The organism is Allobosea sp. AAP35, from assembly GCF_001295925.1.
Lineage (GTDB): Bacteria > Pseudomonadota > Alphaproteobacteria > Rhizobiales > Beijerinckiaceae > Allobosea.
This window is the reverse complement of the sequence record NZ_LJHQ01000044.1, coordinates 13,493-30,008: the sequence shown is the minus strand read 5'-3', so window position 1 is coordinate 30,008 and position 16,516 is coordinate 13,493. Positions and strand designations below refer to the sequence as shown.

Below are 16,516 nucleotides of genomic sequence, written 5' to 3'. Positions count from 1 at the left end.
GTCCTACGCGGAGACTGATCACGATGGCCGGGGCCAACACCAAGAACCACGATTACCACCTCGTCGATCCGAGCCCGTGGCCGCTCGTCGGCTCGGCCAGCGCGACGATCATGGCGACCGGCGCCGTGATGTGGATGAAGGCAATGGAAGTGGGGGGCATGAAGCTCGGCCCGCTCGTCTTCGGCATCGGCACGCTCGGCGTGCTCTACACCTTCCTCGCCTGGTGGATGGATGTGGTGCGGGAGGCCGAGCATGAGGGCCACCACACCCGCGTCGTGCAGATGCATCATCGCTACGGCATGCTGATGTTCATCGCCTCGGAGGTGATGTTCTTCGTTGCCTGGTTCTGGGCCTTTTTCGACGCCAGCCTGTTTGCCGGCGAGGCGATCAACTACACCCGCAAGGAATTCACCGGCGGCGTCTGGCCCCCGACCGGGATCCAGACCTTCGACCCCTGGCACCTGCCGCTGCTCAACACGCTGATCCTGCTGACCTCGGGCACGACCGTGACCTGGGCCCATCACGCGCTGATCCATAACGACCGCGCCGGGCTCAAGCAGGCGTTGTGGCTGACCGTGATCCTGGGCGTGCTGTTCACGATCTGTCAGGTCTACGAGTATTCCCACGCCTCCTTCGCCTTCGCCGGCCACATCTATGGCGCGACCTTCTTCATGGCGACCGGCTTCCACGGCGCGCATGTGGTGATCGGCACGATCTTCCTGGCGATCTGCCTCTACCGGGCCTATCTCGGCCATTTCAAGCCGGACCAGCATCTCGGCTTCGAATTCGCCGCCTGGTACTGGCACTTCGTCGACGTCGTCTGGCTGTTCCTCTTCGCCGCGATCTATGTCTGGGCTGCGTGAACGTCGGGCGCGCACTGAGCATCCGGTCACCAGCGTCATTGCGAGCGTAGCGAAGCAATCCAGAGCCGTGAGCTTCACGCCCCCTGGATTGCTTCGTCGCTCCGCTCTCGCAATGACGACCCAAGGCGGCCTCGGCCGCCTTTCGCATTTCAGGAGGCCGCCCATGGCCGACGACCAGCCCAGCCTGCCCTCGCCCTATGCGACCGGTCTGAAGGGCCGCTGCCCACGCTGCGGCGAAGGCCAGCTGTTTCAGGGTTATCTCAAGGTGCGGCCGCGCTGCGAGGCCTGCGGGCTCGATTTCAGCTTCGCGGATTCGGCCGATGGGCCAGCGGTGTTCATCATGCTGATCGCGGGATTTTCGGTGCTGGGCGCGGCGCTCTATGTCGAGATCGCCTATGAGCCACCGATCTGGCTGCATCTGGCGATCTGGCTGCCGCTGGCGGTGGTCGTCTGCCTTGCGCTGCTGCGCCCGATGAAGGGGCTCGCGGTGTCGCTGCAATTTGTGAACAAGGCGCAGGAAGGCAGGCTGGACACGTGAGCGATATCACCGCCCCCTCCCCGCACACCCGGCCGCGCCTGCTCTGGCCGGCGCTGTTGTCGCTTCTGGGCGTCGCGATCCTGTGCACGTTGGGCGCCTGGCAGATCGCGCGGATGAGCGAGAAGCGCGTTTTCATCGACCGGCTCGCCGCGCAGGCGGCCGGCGCGCCCGCCGCGATGCCGGCCACCGCGAACTGGCCCCGGCTCGACCCCGCCGCACTCGACCTGACGCGGGTCAGCGCAAGCGGCAGCTTCATCGACGGCTCCTTCGCCGGGGTCCGCACCACCATCGCCGCCGGCGAGCGCGGCACCCGCCAGCTTTCGGGTTTCGGCCGCTGGATCTTCCAGGGGTTTAGGCTCGACGATGGCGGCGTCATCCTGGTCAATCGCGGCTTCGTGCCGGAGGGAAGGCTGGGCGAGATCAAGCCGGCCTCAGGCGCTGCGACTGTCACCGGCTTCCTGCGCGCGCCAGAAGGCCGCGGCTCCTTCACCCCGGACGACCTGCCCGCCAATCGCGAGTTCTACACGCGCGATCCGGCCGCCATCGCCGCCTCGCTGGGCATCGGGCCGGCAGCCCCCTTTTACCTTGAGGCCGAGCGCCAGGGCGACGGGCTGACGCCCCCGGCCGGCGTCGACGCCAAGGAGCTGATCGCGCGTATTCCCGACAACCACCTCTCCTATGCGCTGACCTGGTTCGGGCTGGCGGCGACGCTGATCGGGGTGTTCGTGGCCTTCGCCTGGCAGGGGCGGCGGAAAGGCGAGACGGTTTGAGGCGGATGGAGCGGGTCATCCCTTCGGCCGTCATCCGGGCCAAGCGGCGAAGCCGCGCAGGCCGGGATGACGGTGTGGGTTGAGCCTGCGTCGCGTGAACTGATGGGCTTCAGCCGTGTTCAATGCTTTGCCCTCGCCGCCCCACGGGCCTATAGCTTCCCCACCATCACGCCCTGCCCCGATCACCGAGACAAGACGCCGTGCTGCATATCTCGACCCGCGGGGAGGCTCCCGCCCTCTCCTTCTCCGATGCGCTTCTCGCCGGGCTCGCCCGCGATGGCGGGCTTTATGTGCCCGAGAGCTGGCCTGCGCTGACGCCGGACGAAATCGCCGGCTTTTCTGGCCAGAGCTATGCGCAGGTGGCGGAGCGGGTCATCGGCGCGCTGGCGGATGGCGATGTCGAGGGGTCGGCGCTGTCTGCGATGATCGCGGAGGCCTATGCGACCTTCCGGCACCCGGCCGTCTGCCCGCTGAACCAGATCGGCGACAATCTCTTCGTGCTGGAGCTGTTCCACGGCCCGACGCTCGCCTTCAAGGATGTGGCGATGCAGCTGCTCGGGCGGCTGATGGACCATGTCCTGAAGCTGCGCGGCGAGCGCGCCACCATCGTCGGCGCGACCTCCGGTGACACCGGCGGCGCCGCGATTGACGCCTTCAAGGGGCTGGAGCGGGTGGACATCTTCATCCTCTACCCGCAGGGCCGCGTCTCCGACGTGCAGCGCCGGCAGATGACGACGGTCGAGGCCGACAACGTCCATGCGGTCGCGGTCGATGGCACCTTCGACGATTGCCAGAACCTGGTGAAGGCGTTGTTCAACCACCATGCCTTCCGCGACGAGATCGGCCTGTCGGGCGTGAACTCGATCAACTGGGCCCGCATCGCGGCGCAGGTGGTGTATTATTTCACCGCCGCCGTCTCGCTGGGCGCGCCCGACCGGAAGGTGTCGTTTGCCGTGCCGACGGGAAATTTCGGCGATGTGCTGGCCGGATATGTCGCCAAGCGCATGGGGCTGCCGATCGAGCGCCTGCTGATCGGCACCAACAGCAACGACATCCTGGCGCGCACGCTCGCCACCGGCGTCTACGAGATGAAGGGCGTGCATGCCACGACCTCGCCCTCGATGGACATCCAGATCTCATCGAATTTCGAGCGGCTGCTGTTCGAGGCACACGGCCGCGACGGCGCCGCCGTGCGCCGGCTGATGCAGTCGCTGCAGCAATCAGGGCGCTTCGAGATCGCGGAGGGGCCGCTGGCAGCGATCCGCGCCGAGTTCGACGCCGTCGGCATCGACGAGGCGGCGACCTCGGCCGAGATCGGCCGGACCTGGCGGGAGGCCGGCTATCTGCTTGATCCGCATACGGCAGTCGGCGTGGTGGCGGCGCGCGGCGGGCTGCTCAAGGATCCGGCGACGCCGATGGTCGTGCTCGGCACCGCCCACCCGGCCAAGTTCCCGGCTGCGGTCAAGCTCGCCAGCGGCGAGACGCCGGCCTTGCCGGTCCATCTCGCCGATCTGATGGAGCGGCAGGAGCGGTTCTCCTCGCTGCCCAACGACCAGAACGCCATTGAGGCCTTCGTCCGGGCCAAGGCCCGGGCGGTGCGGAGCGCGGCGGCATGAGTGTGAAAACGAGAACAGGGATGCAGGCGAAGATGAGCGCGACGGGGCCCGCCGAGGCGGCAGAGGTTGCCGCCAGCGGCGTGCGCGGCGCGCATGATCCCGATGTCGGGCTTACCGTTTTGCCATCGGGCCTGCGGGTCGTCTCGCAGCACATGGCGCATGCGGCGACGGTCTCGCTGGGCATCTGGATCGGCTCGGGCTCGCGCGACGAGCTGCCCCACGAGCACGGGCTGGCGCATCTGCTCGAGCACATGGCTTTCAAGGGCACGGCGCGGCGCAGTGCGCTCCAGATCGCCGAGGAGATCGAGAGCGTCGGCGGCGATCTCAATGCCGCGACCTCGGTGGAATACACCTGCTACACCGCCCGCGTGCTCGGCTCCGACCTGCCGCTGGCGGTCGATATCCTGGCCGACATCCTGACCGCGTCCTCGCTGACCGAAGAGGAGCTGAAGCGCGAGAAGGGCGTGATCCTGCAGGAGATCGGCGCCGTGCAGGATACGCCCGACGATCTCGTCTATGACCGCTTCCTGCAGGCGGCCTTCCCCGACCAGCCGCTGGGCCGGCCGATTCTCGGCACCGCCAAGACGGTCAAGAGCTTCACCCCCGATGCGATCCGCGCCTATCTCGCCCGCAACTACCACGCCGGCAACATGGTGCTGGCGGCCTCTGGTGCCGTCGACCATGACGAACTGGTCAAGCTCGCCGAGATTCATCTCTCCGCGCTGCCGCCAAGCCCGGCCGTGCAGCCACTGCGCGAGGACGGAGAGTATCGCGGCGGCGAAGCCCGGATCGGCAGTGACGAGGAGCAGGTTCATCTCGTGCTCGGCTTCCCCGGCCAGGCCTTCAAGGACGGTGCGCATTACCCGCTGCAGATTTTCTCCTCGGTGCTGGGCGGCGGATTGTCGTCGCGGCTGTTCCAGGAGGTGCGCGAGAAGCGCGGGCTTGCCTATGCCGTCGATGCCTTCCACTGGCCCTTCTCGGATTGCGGCGTCTTCGGCATCGGTGCCGGCACCGCGCCGGAGGATGTCGGCGAATTGATCGAGGTTGCGCTTTCCTGCCTGCGCCAGGCCGCGGAGGACACCAGCGAGGCGGAGGTCGCCCGCGCCCGGGCCCAGATGAAGGTCGGCCTGCTGGCCTCGCTGGAGAGCCCCGGCGGCAAGCTCGAGCAGATGGCCCGCCAGGTGCTGCTGTTCGGGCGGGCGATCCCGCGCGAGGAACTGGCGGCACGGCTCGATGCCGTGACGCTGGAGGATGTCCGCGCGGCGGGGCGTTCGCTGCTCGGCCACCAGCCAACGATCGCGGCGGTCGGCCCCCTGCAGGGCCTGCCGCCGGCCAAGCGGCTAAAACATGCGGCGCGATCGGCGGATTAGCCAATGGCGCTGTTTCGCTTCTCGACAGAGCCGCCGAGCCGCCCGCTGGTCCGGACCCAGCATCTGATTCTGCGCGCGCCGCAGGCCAGCGACTATGCCGCCTGGTCCGTGCTGCGGATGGAGAGCCGAAGCTTCCTGACGCCCTGGGAGCCGACCTGGAACGAGGACGATCTGACGCGAACCTCGTTTCGCCTGCGGGTCAAGCGCGCCGCCCGCGAGATCGCCGCCGACGAAGCCTATTCCCTGTTCATCCTCGACGCGCGCACCGAAACGCTGCTGGGCGGGCTGACGCTTGGGCTCGTCCGGCGCGGTGTCGCGCAGGCCTGCACGCTGGGTTACTGGATGGGCGCGCGCCATGCCGGCAAGGGCCATATGAGCGAGGCGGTGCGTGGCGCGCTGCGCTTCTCCTTCCAGGAACTGGCGCTGCACCGGGTCGAGGCGGCCTGCCTGCCCGACAACGCCCCCTCCCGCCGGCTGCTCGAGCGGGTCGGCTTCCAGCCGGAGGGCGTGGCGCGGTCCTATCTGCGGATCAACGGATCCTGGGCCGACCATCTGCTCTACGCGGCGCTGGCGAGCGACAAGCTGCCCGGCGAGGCGCGGTGACTCAAGGACGGTGCATGGCCACCCCGCGAGACGGGTCAGCGCCTTGCCCTTGCCACGTGCCGCCGATAGGACTGACGCCGATAAAGATATGATGATTTCCCGCCCCAGATCAGAGCGCAGGTTGCGCCTCTCCGACCGCGTCAGCCGGTTCGGCCTGAGCCTTGTCGGGCTGGCGCTTTGGCTCGTCCTCGCGGCGGCCGGCCCCGCAGTCGCGGTCGAGGCCGTGCGCGTGCCCGTCGATGCCGCCGTGCTCGACCTGACCAATGTGGTCGAACGCAACCGATCCGACGGCGACGTCATCCAGATCTCGACCGCGCCTGGCCCCGATGGCATCGTGCGCCGCATTGCGGTCAGGGCGCGCGAATCCGGCGCGCGGCCGGACTGGATCGTGTTCGCGCTCACCAATGATTCCGACGAGCAGATCGACCGGCTGCTGGTTGCGCCGTTCCACCGGCTGATTGGCTCGGGCGTGATCTGGCCCGATCTCGGCGACAGCCGCATCGAGGCCGTGACCGCAAGCCAGGGCCTAAGTCCCGAGCGGGAGGCTAGCCCCGACGCCGACGTCTTCCTGATCACGCTCGACCCGGGCACCACGGTGACCTTCGTCGCCGAGCTGAAATCGCCCAACCTGCCGCAGCTCTACCTCTACGAGCAGGAAGCCTATCGCCAGAAGACCAACGGGCTGACGCTCTACAAGGGCATCATCATCGGGATCGCCGGACTGCTGGCGCTGTTTTTGACGATCATCTTCGTGGTCAAGGGCGCGGTGATCTTCCCCGCCGCCGCCGCGTTGGCCTGGGCTGTGCTCGCCTATGCCGGGCTGGATTTCGGCTTCTTCCAGCGCATCTTCCCGCTGACGCCGGCGATCGAGCGGATCTACCGCGCCGGTGCCGAGGTGGTGCTGGCGGCGACGCTGCTGGTGTTCCTGTTCGCCTATCTCAACCTGGCGCGCTGGCATGTGCGCTACAGCCACGTCACCATCGTCTGGATGCTGGGGCTCGCCGCGCTGGTCGGGCTTGCCGTCTTCGATGCGCCGATGGCGTCTGGCATCGCGCGCATCTCGATTGCGGCGGTGGCGGCGGTCGGTTTCGTGCTGATCCTGCATCTGGCCACGCATGGCTATGAACGCGCCGTGATGCTGATCCCGACCTGGTTCCTGCTGGCGGTCTGGGTCACGGCGGCGGGCTTCACGATCACCGGGCAGTTCCAGCGTGACCTCGTGGCTCCGGCGCTGCTCGGCGGGCTGGTGCTGATCGTGCTGCTGATCGGCTTCACCGTGATCCAGCATGCCTTTGCCGGCAGCGGCCTGTCGCAGGGGCTGGTTTCGGATACCGAGCGCCGGGCGCTGGCCCTGTCGGGCTCGGGCGACCTCGTCTTCGACTGGGATGTCAGCGCCGACAAGATCTTCGTCTCGCCGCAGATCGAGACGCTGCTGGGGCTGCCACGTGGCGCGTTGGAGGGCTCGGCCTCGCGCTGGTTCGAGCACATGCATGTCGCCGATCGCGACCGCTACCGCGTCTCGCTCGACGCCGTGCTGGAGCAGCGGCGCGGCAAGCTCAGCCTCGATCTGCGCCTGCGGGCGGCCGGCGGCAATTACCACTGGTTCAACCTCAAGGCGCGCCCGGTGATCGGCTCCGATGGCGAGGTCATCCGCGTCATCGGCACGCTGTCGGACGTCACCGAGCAGCGCACGGCGCAGGAGCGCATGCTGCATGACGCCGTCCACGACAATCTGACCGGCCTGCCCAACCGCAAGCTGTTCCAGGACAGGCTCATCGCCGTCTTCGGCTTCACCCGCGCCGATGAGAGCATCCGTCCCACCGTGCTAGTGATCGACATCGACCGGTTCAAGCAGGTCAATGAATCGGTCGGCTTCTCGGCCGGGGATTCGATCCTGCTGACGCTGGCGCGCCGCCTCGGCCGGCTGCTGCGGGCGCAGGACACGCTGGCCCGGATCGGCGGCGACACCTTCGCGATGATCCTGGTCTCCGAGCGCGACCCCGAGCGCATCCTGGCGCTGGCTGAACTCGTGCGCCGCGCCGTCTCGACCCCGATCACCTTCGCCGAGCGCGAGATCCTGCTGACGCCCTCGGTGGGGCTGGCCCTGTTCGACCCGGCACCGGCGGCGCGCAAGGACGATGCGCTGAAGAATGCCGAACTCGCCATGGCCCATGCCAAGCGCCAGGGCGGCAACAAGATCGAGGTCTTCGTGCCGGCGATGCGGACCGACCGCAATGACCGGCTGGCACTCGAAAGCGATCTGCGGCGCGCGATCGAACGCGGCGAGATCCAGGTGATGTACCAGCCGATCGTGCGGCTGGAAGACCGCACCATCGCCGGCTTCGAGGCGCTGGTGCGCTGGGACCATCCGCGCGAGGGGCGGCTGATGCCGCAGGATTTCCTCTCCATCGCCGAGGAGACCGGGCTGATCGTCGATCTCGGCGTCTATGTGATGGACCGCACGGCCCGCGAACTCGAAGCCTGGCAGGCGGCGCTGGAAGTCGACCCGCCGATCTTCGCCAGCGTCAACGTCTCCAGCCGGCAGTTGCTGCGGCACGATCTGCTGCATGATGTGAAGACCGTGCTGGCGCGGCGGCGCATCCTGCCCGGCACGCTGAAGCTCGAGATCACCGAAAGCCTGGTGATGGAGAACCCGGAATATGCCGCGCAGATGCTCTCGCGCATCCGCGATCTCGGCGCCGGCCTATCGCTCGACGATTTCGGCACGGGCTATTCCTCGCTGTCCTACCTGCAGCGCTTCCCCTTCGATACGATCAAGGTCGACCAGAGCTTCGTGCGCCAGATGGGCAACGGCAAGCCGCCGGTGATCCTGCGCTCGATCGTCCAGCTCGCGGCCGATCTGCGCATGGATGTGGTTGCGGAGGGCGCCGAGACGGAGTCGGACGCCATCGAGCTCTACCAGCTCGGCTGCCAATATGCGCAGGGCTACATCTTCGGCCAGCCGATGAGCGCCGCCGAGGCGCGGAGGCTGATGGGCGCGGCGGCGGCGAGTGCCAGCGAGGCGGCTTGAGCGGGCGCTCAGGCGCGGAGTCAGTGGCCCTCAGCCACCTGATCTGGTAGAATGCGGATATGGGTCACGTGCCGGATCAACTGACAGAGGCCGATGCCGAGTCCGCGCGCGAGCGGCGGCTGGTAGCCATGCATCTGCAAGAGATCGAGAGCAATCCGCTGGATGCCGAGGATATCGCCATGTTCGAAATGTTCGAGCGTGAGCGATGGTCGCATGAAAGGCGGATCGCGCACATTATCGAACGGGCCACCATGGCGCGTTTCACTGACGCTGCCGAATGAGCGACGAAGCCTATTGTTATCCACCGGATTTCGTCGTCCTCAAGAACAAGCTTAATCTCCGCGATGCCGAACTGCTTGATCGCTTCGAGCGACGAGCGGCCTCTCAACGTGCAGCTCAAGGCATCCCCTTCGGCGCCTTCGACCTCGCCCATCTCCGCGCGATCCATCGCCACCTGTTCCAGGACGTCTACGACTGGGCCGGCGAGCTTCGCACCGTCGAGATCGCCAAGGGCGGCAACCAGTTTCAGTTCCGCCAGTACATCACCACCGGCATGGCCGATATTCACAGGCGCATCGTCGCGGCCGCATATCTCAAGGGCCTGTCCGCTCGCGCTTTCGCCGACAAGGCCGGCGAAGTCATCGGCGACCTCAACTACGTCCATCCGTTTCGCGAAGGGAATGGCAGGACACAGGCGCTCTATCTGGAAGCCTTGGCGCGACAGGCCGGCCACCCGATCGATCTCACCCGCCTTGTCCGTGAGAGCTGGATGGAGGCGTCGAAAGCCGCGCATGCCGGGCGATACGGGCCGTTTGCCGACTGCATTCACGGGGCTCTGGTGCGAGCAACCGGGCGTAGCTGACTGCCGCCGGATGCATTGATCAACCATCAGAACGGTTTGGCGCCCTATCGTTCGAACGCCCCGTCATTCCCGACAAGGCGCGAAGCGCCGCAGCTCCGGAATCCATCGTAGCGCGGTCGCTTGGTCGTCTGGGCTCTATGATGGATTCCGGGTCTTCGCCGCGCTCGCCCGGAATGACGGCGAGGGTCTCAGATCGGTGGAAGCAATCAGCCAGCCGTTCATATCTCTTCAGCCTCAGGCATGTCCCGCCTGGCTCGACAGGAAGGCGGGGTCGATGCCGATCTTGCCCAGCGCGCGGGTATATTTCGTCTCGATGCCGTCGTCGAAGAGGAGAGCCGCGTCGGCCGCGCAATGCAGCCAGCCATTGGCCTGGATCTCGGATTCGAGCTGGCCCGCACCCCAGCCGGCATAGCCCAGCGCCAGAACGGCGTTCTCCGGCCCGCTGCCGATGGCGATGGCCCTGAGGATGTCGAGCGTCGCGGTCAGGCAGATGCCGTCGTCGATCGGCAGCGTCGCCGATTCGAGGAAAAAATCGGCCGTGTGCAGCACGAAGCCGCGCTTGGTCTCGACCGGCCCGCCGCGCAGCACCTGCAGGCGCTCGGCCTGGCTCGGCAGGCGGATCAGCTCCTCGGACGGGATAACGTCGAGCTGGACGAGGAGATCGGGGAAGCGCGTATCGGCCGCCGGCTTATTGACGATGATGCCCATCGCGCCATCCTCGGAATGGGCGCAGACATAGACGACGCTGCGGCTGAAGCGTGTGTCGGCCATGCCGGGCATCGCGATCAGGCACTGCCCGTCGAGATAGCTGCGGCCACTGATACGCTGATTTGAGCCGATTTTCATGCCGCCATGCTAGAGCACTTTGCCCCGCGCTGGGAACAGGGGGCGGCGGTGGAAATTCACGATCGCTCCCCCTGCGACCGCCTCAGCAAGCGATCACGCGATTGTTGCGATAGCGGCGCTGGTTTTGGTCGCAATTTCAGGCCGTGCATCCTAAATCTCGGTCGTGAAACGCATTCTGTCCCTCCTGGTCCTGGTCGCGGCGGTGCTGGCTGCGCCTGCTCATGCGCAGGACGCGGCCATGTCGCCCTGGTCGAAGGGCATCCATTCGTCACTGAGGCTGATCGCCGGCGCCACCGCCGCATCGGGCAAGCAGCGCGTCGGCGTCGAGATCGTCATGGCGCCCGGCTACAAGACCTATTGGCGCAGCCCCGGCGATTTCGGCGTGCCACCGGTGTTCGACTGGAGCGGATCGACCAATATCGGTGGGCTCGACGTGCGCTGGCCGGCGCCCGAGCGTTTCCAGGACGCGACCGGCCATTCGCTGGGCTATGTCGGCGAGGTGGTGATTCCGGTCTCGGTGCAGCCGACGGACCCGGGCAAGCCGGTCATGCTCGTGCTGAAGCTCGACTATGCCGTCTGCGAGAAGATCTGCGTTCCCGTCAAGGGCGAGGCGAGGCTCTGGCTGGAGCCGGGGGTGACAGCGGTGACGTCGCCCCGGCTGGAGTCCTTCGAGGCACGCGTGCCCGCGCCGGTCAAGCTCGGGCCGCAGAAGGACAAGATCGCGGTGCTGGAGGCCAAGCTCGACGAGGGCGCGATCGAGCCGGGCTTGCGGCTCGTGCTGCAGGCCCCGGCCGACGGCACGGTCCAGGACGTCTTCATCGAAGGCGCCGGCATGTGGTCCTTCGGCAAGCCGACCCTGAGCCGCCAGGCCGACGGCTTGACGGTCGCGCTGCTGCGGATCGTCGACCGGCCCAAGGGCTCGGCCGGGCCGGTGCCCTTCATCATCACCGTTCGCGGCAGACCCTCGGCGATCGAAACGCGGCTCGATCTCGACATCCCCGCCGCCAAGCCCTAATCCCTGTGCCGAGCGGCAGGCTGCCGCAGGCATTCACGGAGAACAGGCGCGATGACCATCAAGGTGGGCGACAAGCTTCCGCAGGCGACGTTCCGGGTCATGACCGGCGAGGGCCCGGCGGCCAAGACCACGGACGATCTGTTCAAGGGCAAGAAGGTCGTGCTCTTCGCCGTTCCCGGCGCCTTCACGCCGACCTGCCACAAGAACCACCTGCCGGGCTTCATCGAGAAGGCCGCCGACATCAAGGCCAAGGGCGTCGATGCGATCATGGTCACCAGCACCAATGACGTCTTCGTCATGGACGCCTGGGCCAAGGCGACCGGCGGCGAAGGCGTGATCGAGTTCCTGTCGGACGGCAATGCCGATTTCGCCAGGGAGATCGGTCTTTCGCTCGACGGCACGGGCTTCGGCCTGGGCACGCGCTCGCAGCGCTATTCGATGATCGTCGAGGACGGCGTGGTGAGCGCGCTCAATGTCGAGGACGGCCCGGGCAAGGCCGATATCTCCGGCGCCGTGGCGCTGCTCGAGAAACTCTGAGCGCCGGCGCTTTCGTTCTGGCCCGCGTTGTCCGAGGGACGATGCGGGCTTTTTCATGCGGCGTTCGACCTGCTTGATCGGTGTGATATCGCCTTGTCATGAGACAGGCGGCGGACCTGGCGCTAGCGTGACTGCCAGCCACTGGAGCCCGCCATGTCGTCCATCACCATCCGTACCCTCGCCGTCACCGACCGCGCGGCCTGGGAGCCGCTCTGGCAGGGCTACCTGACCTTCTACAAGGCCACGCTTACCCCCGACATCACCGAGGCCACCTTCGCGCGGCTGACCGGCGGCACCGAGCCGATGGGCGGCTTCGTTGCGCAGCGCGACGGCCGGCTGATCGGCATCGTCCATTGGGTGGTCCATCGCTCGACCTGGAACACGCGGGACATCTGCTATCTGCAGGATCTGTTCACAGCCCCCGAAGCGCGCGGCACCGGTGCGGGTCGCGCGCTGATCGAGGCGGTCAGGCAGATGGCGCAGGCGAAGGGCTGCTTTCGCGTCTACTGGCAGACGCATGAGAGCAATGTCGAGGCGCGCGCGCTCTATGACAAGGTCGCCGACAAGTCGGGCTTCATCGTCTATCGCCAGCCCCTGGGCTGACGGGAGCGGATCGGCTCGCCTCAGGCCTGGACGGTGGTTCATCGCCGGCACGACCGCCCCCCTTTGATCTGAATCAAAAGACAACCTGGCGGTGCGATAGTCCCGCGCTTGGCGCGAAGGCATGCTAGGATGCCGCCACGAGGAGACGGACCGCCCATCAGAGCGGTCGATATCCGCAGTGAGACCTGTGGATTCCCGCTTTCACTCCGAAGGCTCACGGCAGTCAAAAAGGCCAGTCATGGCCCCCTCATCAACCGGAACCCCGCCCGAGCTTTCACTTGGACTGGCACTCGCGGTGATCTCGACCTCAGACGCTCCACTGTTGCTGCTCGATTCCGATCTCGCCATCATCGTGGCAAGCCGTTCGTTTTGTCGGACCTTCGAGCTCGATCCCGCCAGCATGGAGGGGCAACATCTGAGCGCGATCGGAGCGGGCGAATGGAACGTGCCGCAGCTGGTCTCGCTGCTGCGGGCGACTGCTGACGGCCTTGCCGCCGTCGAAGCCTATGAGATGACATTGCATGGCACGGGCAATCCGCGGCGCCTGATCGTCAACGCGCATAAGCTCGACTACGGGGAAGCCGGCCAGGGCCGCCTGCTGCTCTCGGTCAGCGACGTCACCGACGCCCGCCGGAGCGAGAGGCAGAAGGACGAGCTTCTGCGCGAAAAGGCCATCCTCCTGCAGGAATTGCAGCACCGGGTCGCCAACAGCCTGCAGATCATCGCCAGCATCCTGATGCAGAGCGCGCGCAAGGTGCAGTCCGAGGAGAGCCGGGGCCATCTCCGGGACGCTCACAACCGCGTCATGTCGATCGCGTCCCTGCAGCAGCAATTGGCGACATCCCAGCTCGGGCAGGTTCCGCTCAGGGCCTATCTGACCAATCTCTGTCGCAGCATCGCGGCTTCGATGATCCCCGATCAGGCGCTGCTGACGCTCGAGACCGAGATCGACGACAGCACCGTGGATGCGGATATGTCGATCAGCCTCGGATTGGTCGTCACCGAGCTGGTGATCAACGCCCTGAAGCACGCCTTTCCGGGCGATCGCGGCGGCACGATCAAGGTGATCTATCGCGCGGACGAGACCTCCTGGACGCTCGATGTCGTCGATGACGGGGTCGGCATGTCCAAAGCAGCCGACGACGCCAAGGGAGGGCTGGGGACGAGCATCGTCAGGGCGCTGGCCCAGCAGCTTGAGGCCGACATCACCGTCACCGACGCGAAGCCCGGAACCGTCGTGAGCCTGCGGCACATGCTGGCTGCCGACCGGGACGACGCGCCGCTCGCGACCGAGGCCTTCGCGTCTGTCTGAGCCTGGCCGGGCGAGCGCCCCAACGGGCCGCCCTATCAGCGCCCCGGCTTGAACGGCGCCATGCCGTCGCGCGCCAGGACGTCGGCGCGCTCGTTCATTTCGTTGCCGGCATGGCCCTTGACCCATTTCCACTCGATCTTGTGGCGGCCAAGCGCGGCGTCGAGGCGCTTCCAGAGCTCCTCATTCTTGACCGGCTTGCGATCGGCGGTCTTCCAGCCGTTCTTCTTCCAGCCATGAATCCAGGCCGTGATGCCCTGGCGCAGATACTGGCTGTCGGTGTGCAGCGCGACCGTGCAGGGCCGCGTCAGCGATTCCAGCGCCGAAATCGCACCCATCAGCTCCATGCGGTTGTTGGTCGTCATCGCCTCGCCGCCGGAGAGCTCCTTCTGCGTGCCCTTATAGGACAGGATCGCCCCCCAGCCGCCGGGACCCGGGTTTCCGGAGCAGGCGCCGTCCGTCCAGATTTCGATCACGTCGTTCATCGCCGTCTCGCTCATCGCCGCAGCCCGTAATCGCGCGCATCGGCGACGCGTTGGTGGAAGGCGAGCTTGCGATCGTATTCGAGCGGATCGAGCGGCTTGACCAGCGCGCCCGGCGGGACGTTGAGCCAATCGGCCAGCCTCGTCAGCAGGAAGCGCAGCGCCGAGCCGCGGCAGAGCTGCGGCAGGGCCTCTACCTCGGCTTGCGTCAGCGGCCGCACGCTCTCATAGCCCGCCAGCATGGCCTGGCCCTTGGTCAGGTTGAAGGACGCGTCGGCCTCGAAGCACCAGGAGTTGAGACAGATGGCGAGGTCGTAGGCGTAGGCGTCGGTGCAGGCAAAATAGAAATCGATCAGCCCCGAGAGCGCGTTGTTGAGGAAAAACACGTTGTTGGGGAAGAGATCGGCATGGATGACGCCGCGCGGCAGGTCTTGCGGCCAGCTGGCCTCATGCACCGCGATCTCGGCCGCAACGCGGGCGGCGAGCCCCGCCGAGACCGTGTCGGCAGCCGGCCCCGCCTGCTGCGCGAGCGGGCGCCAGCCCGGCACCGAGAGCGCATTGACCCGCTCCATTGCGAAATCGGCGCCGGCCTGATGCAGCAGGGCGAGCCCGCGCCCGAGTTCCTGGCAGTGGGTCGCCGTCGGGCGGCGCACCGAGAGCCCGTCGAGGAAGGTCACGATCGCGGCCGGCCGTCCGGCTAGGCGGCCCAGCATCTCGCCGCGGCTGTCGCTGACCGGCTGCGGGCAGATCAACCCGCGCGCCGCCAGATGCTGCATCAGGCCGAGGAAGAACGGCAGGTCGTCGGGGTTCACACGCTTTTCGTAGAGCGTCAGGATGTAGAAGCCCTGCGTCGTGTGCAGCAGGAAATTCGAGTTCTCGACGCCCTCGGCGATGCCCTTGGCGGAGAGCAGATCGCCAATGCCATAGCGCGCGACGAACGCCGCCAGTTCGTCATCGGGGACTTCGGTGTAGACGGCCAAGGGATCGCTTTCTGAAGGAGCCGCTCACTCGGCCGCGGCCGGAGCGTCGCGCAACGCGCGCGGCAGCGGGAAAAAAACGTTTTCGTCAGCGGTCGAAACCGTCTCGACGCGGACCTCATAGCGCTGCGCAAACGCGTCGATAATTTCCTCGACCAGCACCTCGGGCGCGCTGGCGCCGGCCGTGATGCCAAGGCTGGAGATGGCGCCGAATGCGTCCCAGTCGATCTCGTCGGTGCGCAGCACGAGGCGGGCGACCGGGCAGCCGGCGCGCTCGGCCACCTCGCGCAGGCGCTGGGAGTTCGAGGAATTCGGCGAGCCGACGACGATCAGCGCATCGACCAGCGGCGCGACGCGCTTGACCGCCTCCTGGCGGTTGGTCGTGGCATAGCAGATGTCTTCCTTGTGCGGCGCGATCAGCTCCGGGAAGCGCGCCTGCAAGGCCTCGACGATGCCGCGGGTGTCGTCGACCGAGAGCGTCGTCTGGGTGACATAGGCCAAAGGCGAGCCGGCCGGCGGCTGAAGCGTGGCGACGTCGTCGAGCGTCTCGATCAGGGTGATCGCGCCCGGCGGCAATTGTCCCATGGTGCCGATCACCTCGGGATGGCCGGCATGGCCGACGAGCAGGATATGGCGCCCGCGCTTGTGGTGGACCTCGGCCTCGCGATGGACCTTTGTGACCAGCGGGCAGGTCGCGTCGATGGCGAAGAGCCTTCGCGCCTCGGCCTCGGCGGGAACCGATTTCGCGACGCCATGGGCGGAGAAGATCACCGGCCGCGTCGCATCGGGCACTTGCGAGAGCTCGGCGACGAAGACCGCGCCCTTCCGCTTCAGCGATTCGACGACGTATTTGTTGTGGACGATCTCATGGCGGACATAGACCGGCGCGCCATGCAGGATCAGCGCCTTCTCGACCGCGTCGATGGCGCGCACGACGCCGGCGCAGAAGCCACGCGGCGCGCAGAGCAGGATATCGAGCGGCGGCTTGGTCACAAAAACGATCCGGTGAGCGTGGCGTCTTCTTTCGGTGTCGGGGCGGGGATGTCAAGAAAGTGCGGTGCCGCGGGCCGGTATGACCACGTTCACTTTCATTG

17 protein-coding genes are annotated in these 16,516 nt (G+C 67.0%); 13 read left to right on the top strand and 4 right to left on the bottom strand.

The window, feature by feature from the left end:
- Window positions 1-23: 23 nt before the first annotated feature.
- The 9 genes from IP69_RS15050 to IP69_RS15010 all read left to right on the top strand — a co-directional run bounded on the left by IP69_RS15050 (window position 24) and on the right by IP69_RS15010 (window position 9,653).
- On the top strand, window positions 24-863 hold the full coding sequence (locus IP69_RS15050) for a cytochrome c oxidase subunit 3 (RefSeq protein ID WP_054143649.1): 840 nt from the start codon (window positions 24-26) through the stop codon (window positions 861-863).
- A gap of 163 nt (window positions 864-1,026) precedes the next feature.
- Window positions 1,027-1,401 carry a DUF983 domain-containing protein gene (locus tag IP69_RS15045; protein ID WP_054143670.1) on the top strand — a complete coding sequence of 125 codons (375 nt, stop codon included), beginning with the start codon at window positions 1,027-1,029 and terminating at the stop codon, window positions 1,399-1,401.
- On the top strand, window positions 1,398-2,171 hold the full coding sequence (locus IP69_RS15040; RefSeq protein ID WP_054143648.1) for an SURF1 family cytochrome oxidase biogenesis protein: 774 nt from the start codon (window positions 1,398-1,400) through the stop codon (window positions 2,169-2,171). Before IP69_RS15045 ends, IP69_RS15040 begins: the two co-directional genes overlap by 4 nt.
- A gap of 200 nt (window positions 2,172-2,371) precedes the next feature.
- Window positions 2,372-3,787 carry a threonine synthase gene (thrC, locus tag IP69_RS15035; RefSeq protein ID WP_054143647.1) on the top strand — a complete coding sequence of 472 codons (1,416 nt, stop codon included), beginning with the start codon at window positions 2,372-2,374 and terminating at the stop codon, window positions 3,785-3,787.
- Window positions 3,784-5,157, top strand: a complete 1,374-nt coding sequence (locus tag IP69_RS15030; protein ID WP_248306849.1) for a pitrilysin family protein — start codon at window positions 3,784-3,786, stop codon at window positions 5,155-5,157. The genes thrC and IP69_RS15030 overlap by 4 nt, the downstream gene beginning before the upstream one ends.
- A gap of 3 nt (window positions 5,158-5,160) precedes the next feature.
- Window positions 5,161-5,760: a GNAT family protein gene (locus IP69_RS15025; RefSeq protein ID WP_054143646.1), complete on the top strand. Its 600-nt coding sequence runs from the start codon at window positions 5,161-5,163 to the stop codon at window positions 5,758-5,760.
- A gap of 121 nt (window positions 5,761-5,881) precedes the next feature.
- A complete protein-coding gene (locus IP69_RS15020) occupies window positions 5,882-8,791 on the top strand; it encodes an EAL domain-containing protein (protein WP_248306848.1) in 2,910 nt (969 codons plus the stop codon).
- A 59-nt stretch (window positions 8,792-8,850) separates the two neighbouring features.
- Window positions 8,851-9,072 (top strand): hypothetical protein, encoded by a 222-nt coding sequence (locus tag IP69_RS15015; protein WP_054143645.1) that lies wholly within the window; start codon window positions 8,851-8,853, stop codon window positions 9,070-9,072.
- Window positions 9,069-9,653 (top strand): Fic family protein, encoded by a 585-nt coding sequence (locus tag IP69_RS15010; protein WP_054143644.1) that lies wholly within the window; start codon window positions 9,069-9,071, stop codon window positions 9,651-9,653. The genes IP69_RS15015 and IP69_RS15010 overlap by 4 nt, the downstream gene beginning before the upstream one ends.
- Before the next feature lie 234 nt (window positions 9,654-9,887).
- Here IP69_RS15010 and IP69_RS15005 read toward each other — a convergent pair whose 3' ends face one another.
- Window positions 9,888-10,499, bottom strand: a complete 612-nt coding sequence (locus tag IP69_RS15005) for a YqgE/AlgH family protein (RefSeq protein WP_054143643.1) — start codon at window positions 10,497-10,499, stop codon at window positions 9,888-9,890.
- A 163-nt stretch (window positions 10,500-10,662) separates the two neighbouring features.
- On the opposite strand from IP69_RS15005, the gene IP69_RS15000 reads away from it, so the two are divergent.
- The 4 genes from IP69_RS15000 (at window position 10,663) to IP69_RS14985 (ending at window position 13,966) form a co-directional block, all read left to right on the top strand.
- Complete coding sequence (locus IP69_RS15000) at window positions 10,663-11,514, top strand: protein-disulfide reductase DsbD domain-containing protein (RefSeq protein ID WP_054143642.1); 852 nt, start codon at window positions 10,663-10,665, stop codon at window positions 11,512-11,514.
- 51 nt (window positions 11,515-11,565) lie between these two features.
- Complete coding sequence (locus IP69_RS14995; RefSeq protein WP_054143641.1) at window positions 11,566-12,051, top strand: peroxiredoxin; 486 nt, start codon at window positions 11,566-11,568, stop codon at window positions 12,049-12,051.
- 153 nt (window positions 12,052-12,204) lie between these two features.
- A complete protein-coding gene (locus IP69_RS14990; RefSeq protein ID WP_054143640.1) occupies window positions 12,205-12,654 on the top strand; it encodes a GNAT family N-acetyltransferase in 450 nt (149 codons plus the stop codon).
- A 238-nt stretch (window positions 12,655-12,892) separates the two neighbouring features.
- Window positions 12,893-13,966, top strand: a complete 1,074-nt coding sequence (locus IP69_RS14985; protein WP_054143639.1) for a PAS domain-containing sensor histidine kinase — start codon at window positions 12,893-12,895, stop codon at window positions 13,964-13,966.
- A gap of 35 nt (window positions 13,967-14,001) precedes the next feature.
- On the opposite strand, the gene rnhA is transcribed toward IP69_RS14985, so the two are convergent.
- Genes rnhA through ispH form a run of 3 tightly spaced genes read right to left on the bottom strand, consistent with a single transcriptional unit; the run spans window position 14,002 to window position 16,415 of the window.
- Window positions 14,002-14,448: a ribonuclease HI gene (gene rnhA / locus IP69_RS14980; protein ID WP_054143667.1), complete on the bottom strand. Its 447-nt coding sequence runs from the start codon at window positions 14,446-14,448 to the stop codon at window positions 14,002-14,004.
- 11 nt (window positions 14,449-14,459) lie between these two features.
- Window positions 14,460-15,425 carry a homoserine kinase gene (locus tag IP69_RS14975; protein WP_054143638.1) on the bottom strand — a complete coding sequence of 322 codons (966 nt, stop codon included), beginning with the start codon at window positions 15,423-15,425 and terminating at the stop codon, window positions 14,460-14,462.
- Between the two features lie 24 nt (window positions 15,426-15,449).
- Complete coding sequence (gene ispH, locus IP69_RS14970; protein ID WP_082359358.1) at window positions 15,450-16,415, bottom strand: 4-hydroxy-3-methylbut-2-enyl diphosphate reductase; 966 nt, start codon at window positions 16,413-16,415, stop codon at window positions 15,450-15,452.
- Between the last annotated feature and the right edge of the window lie 101 nt (window positions 16,416-16,516).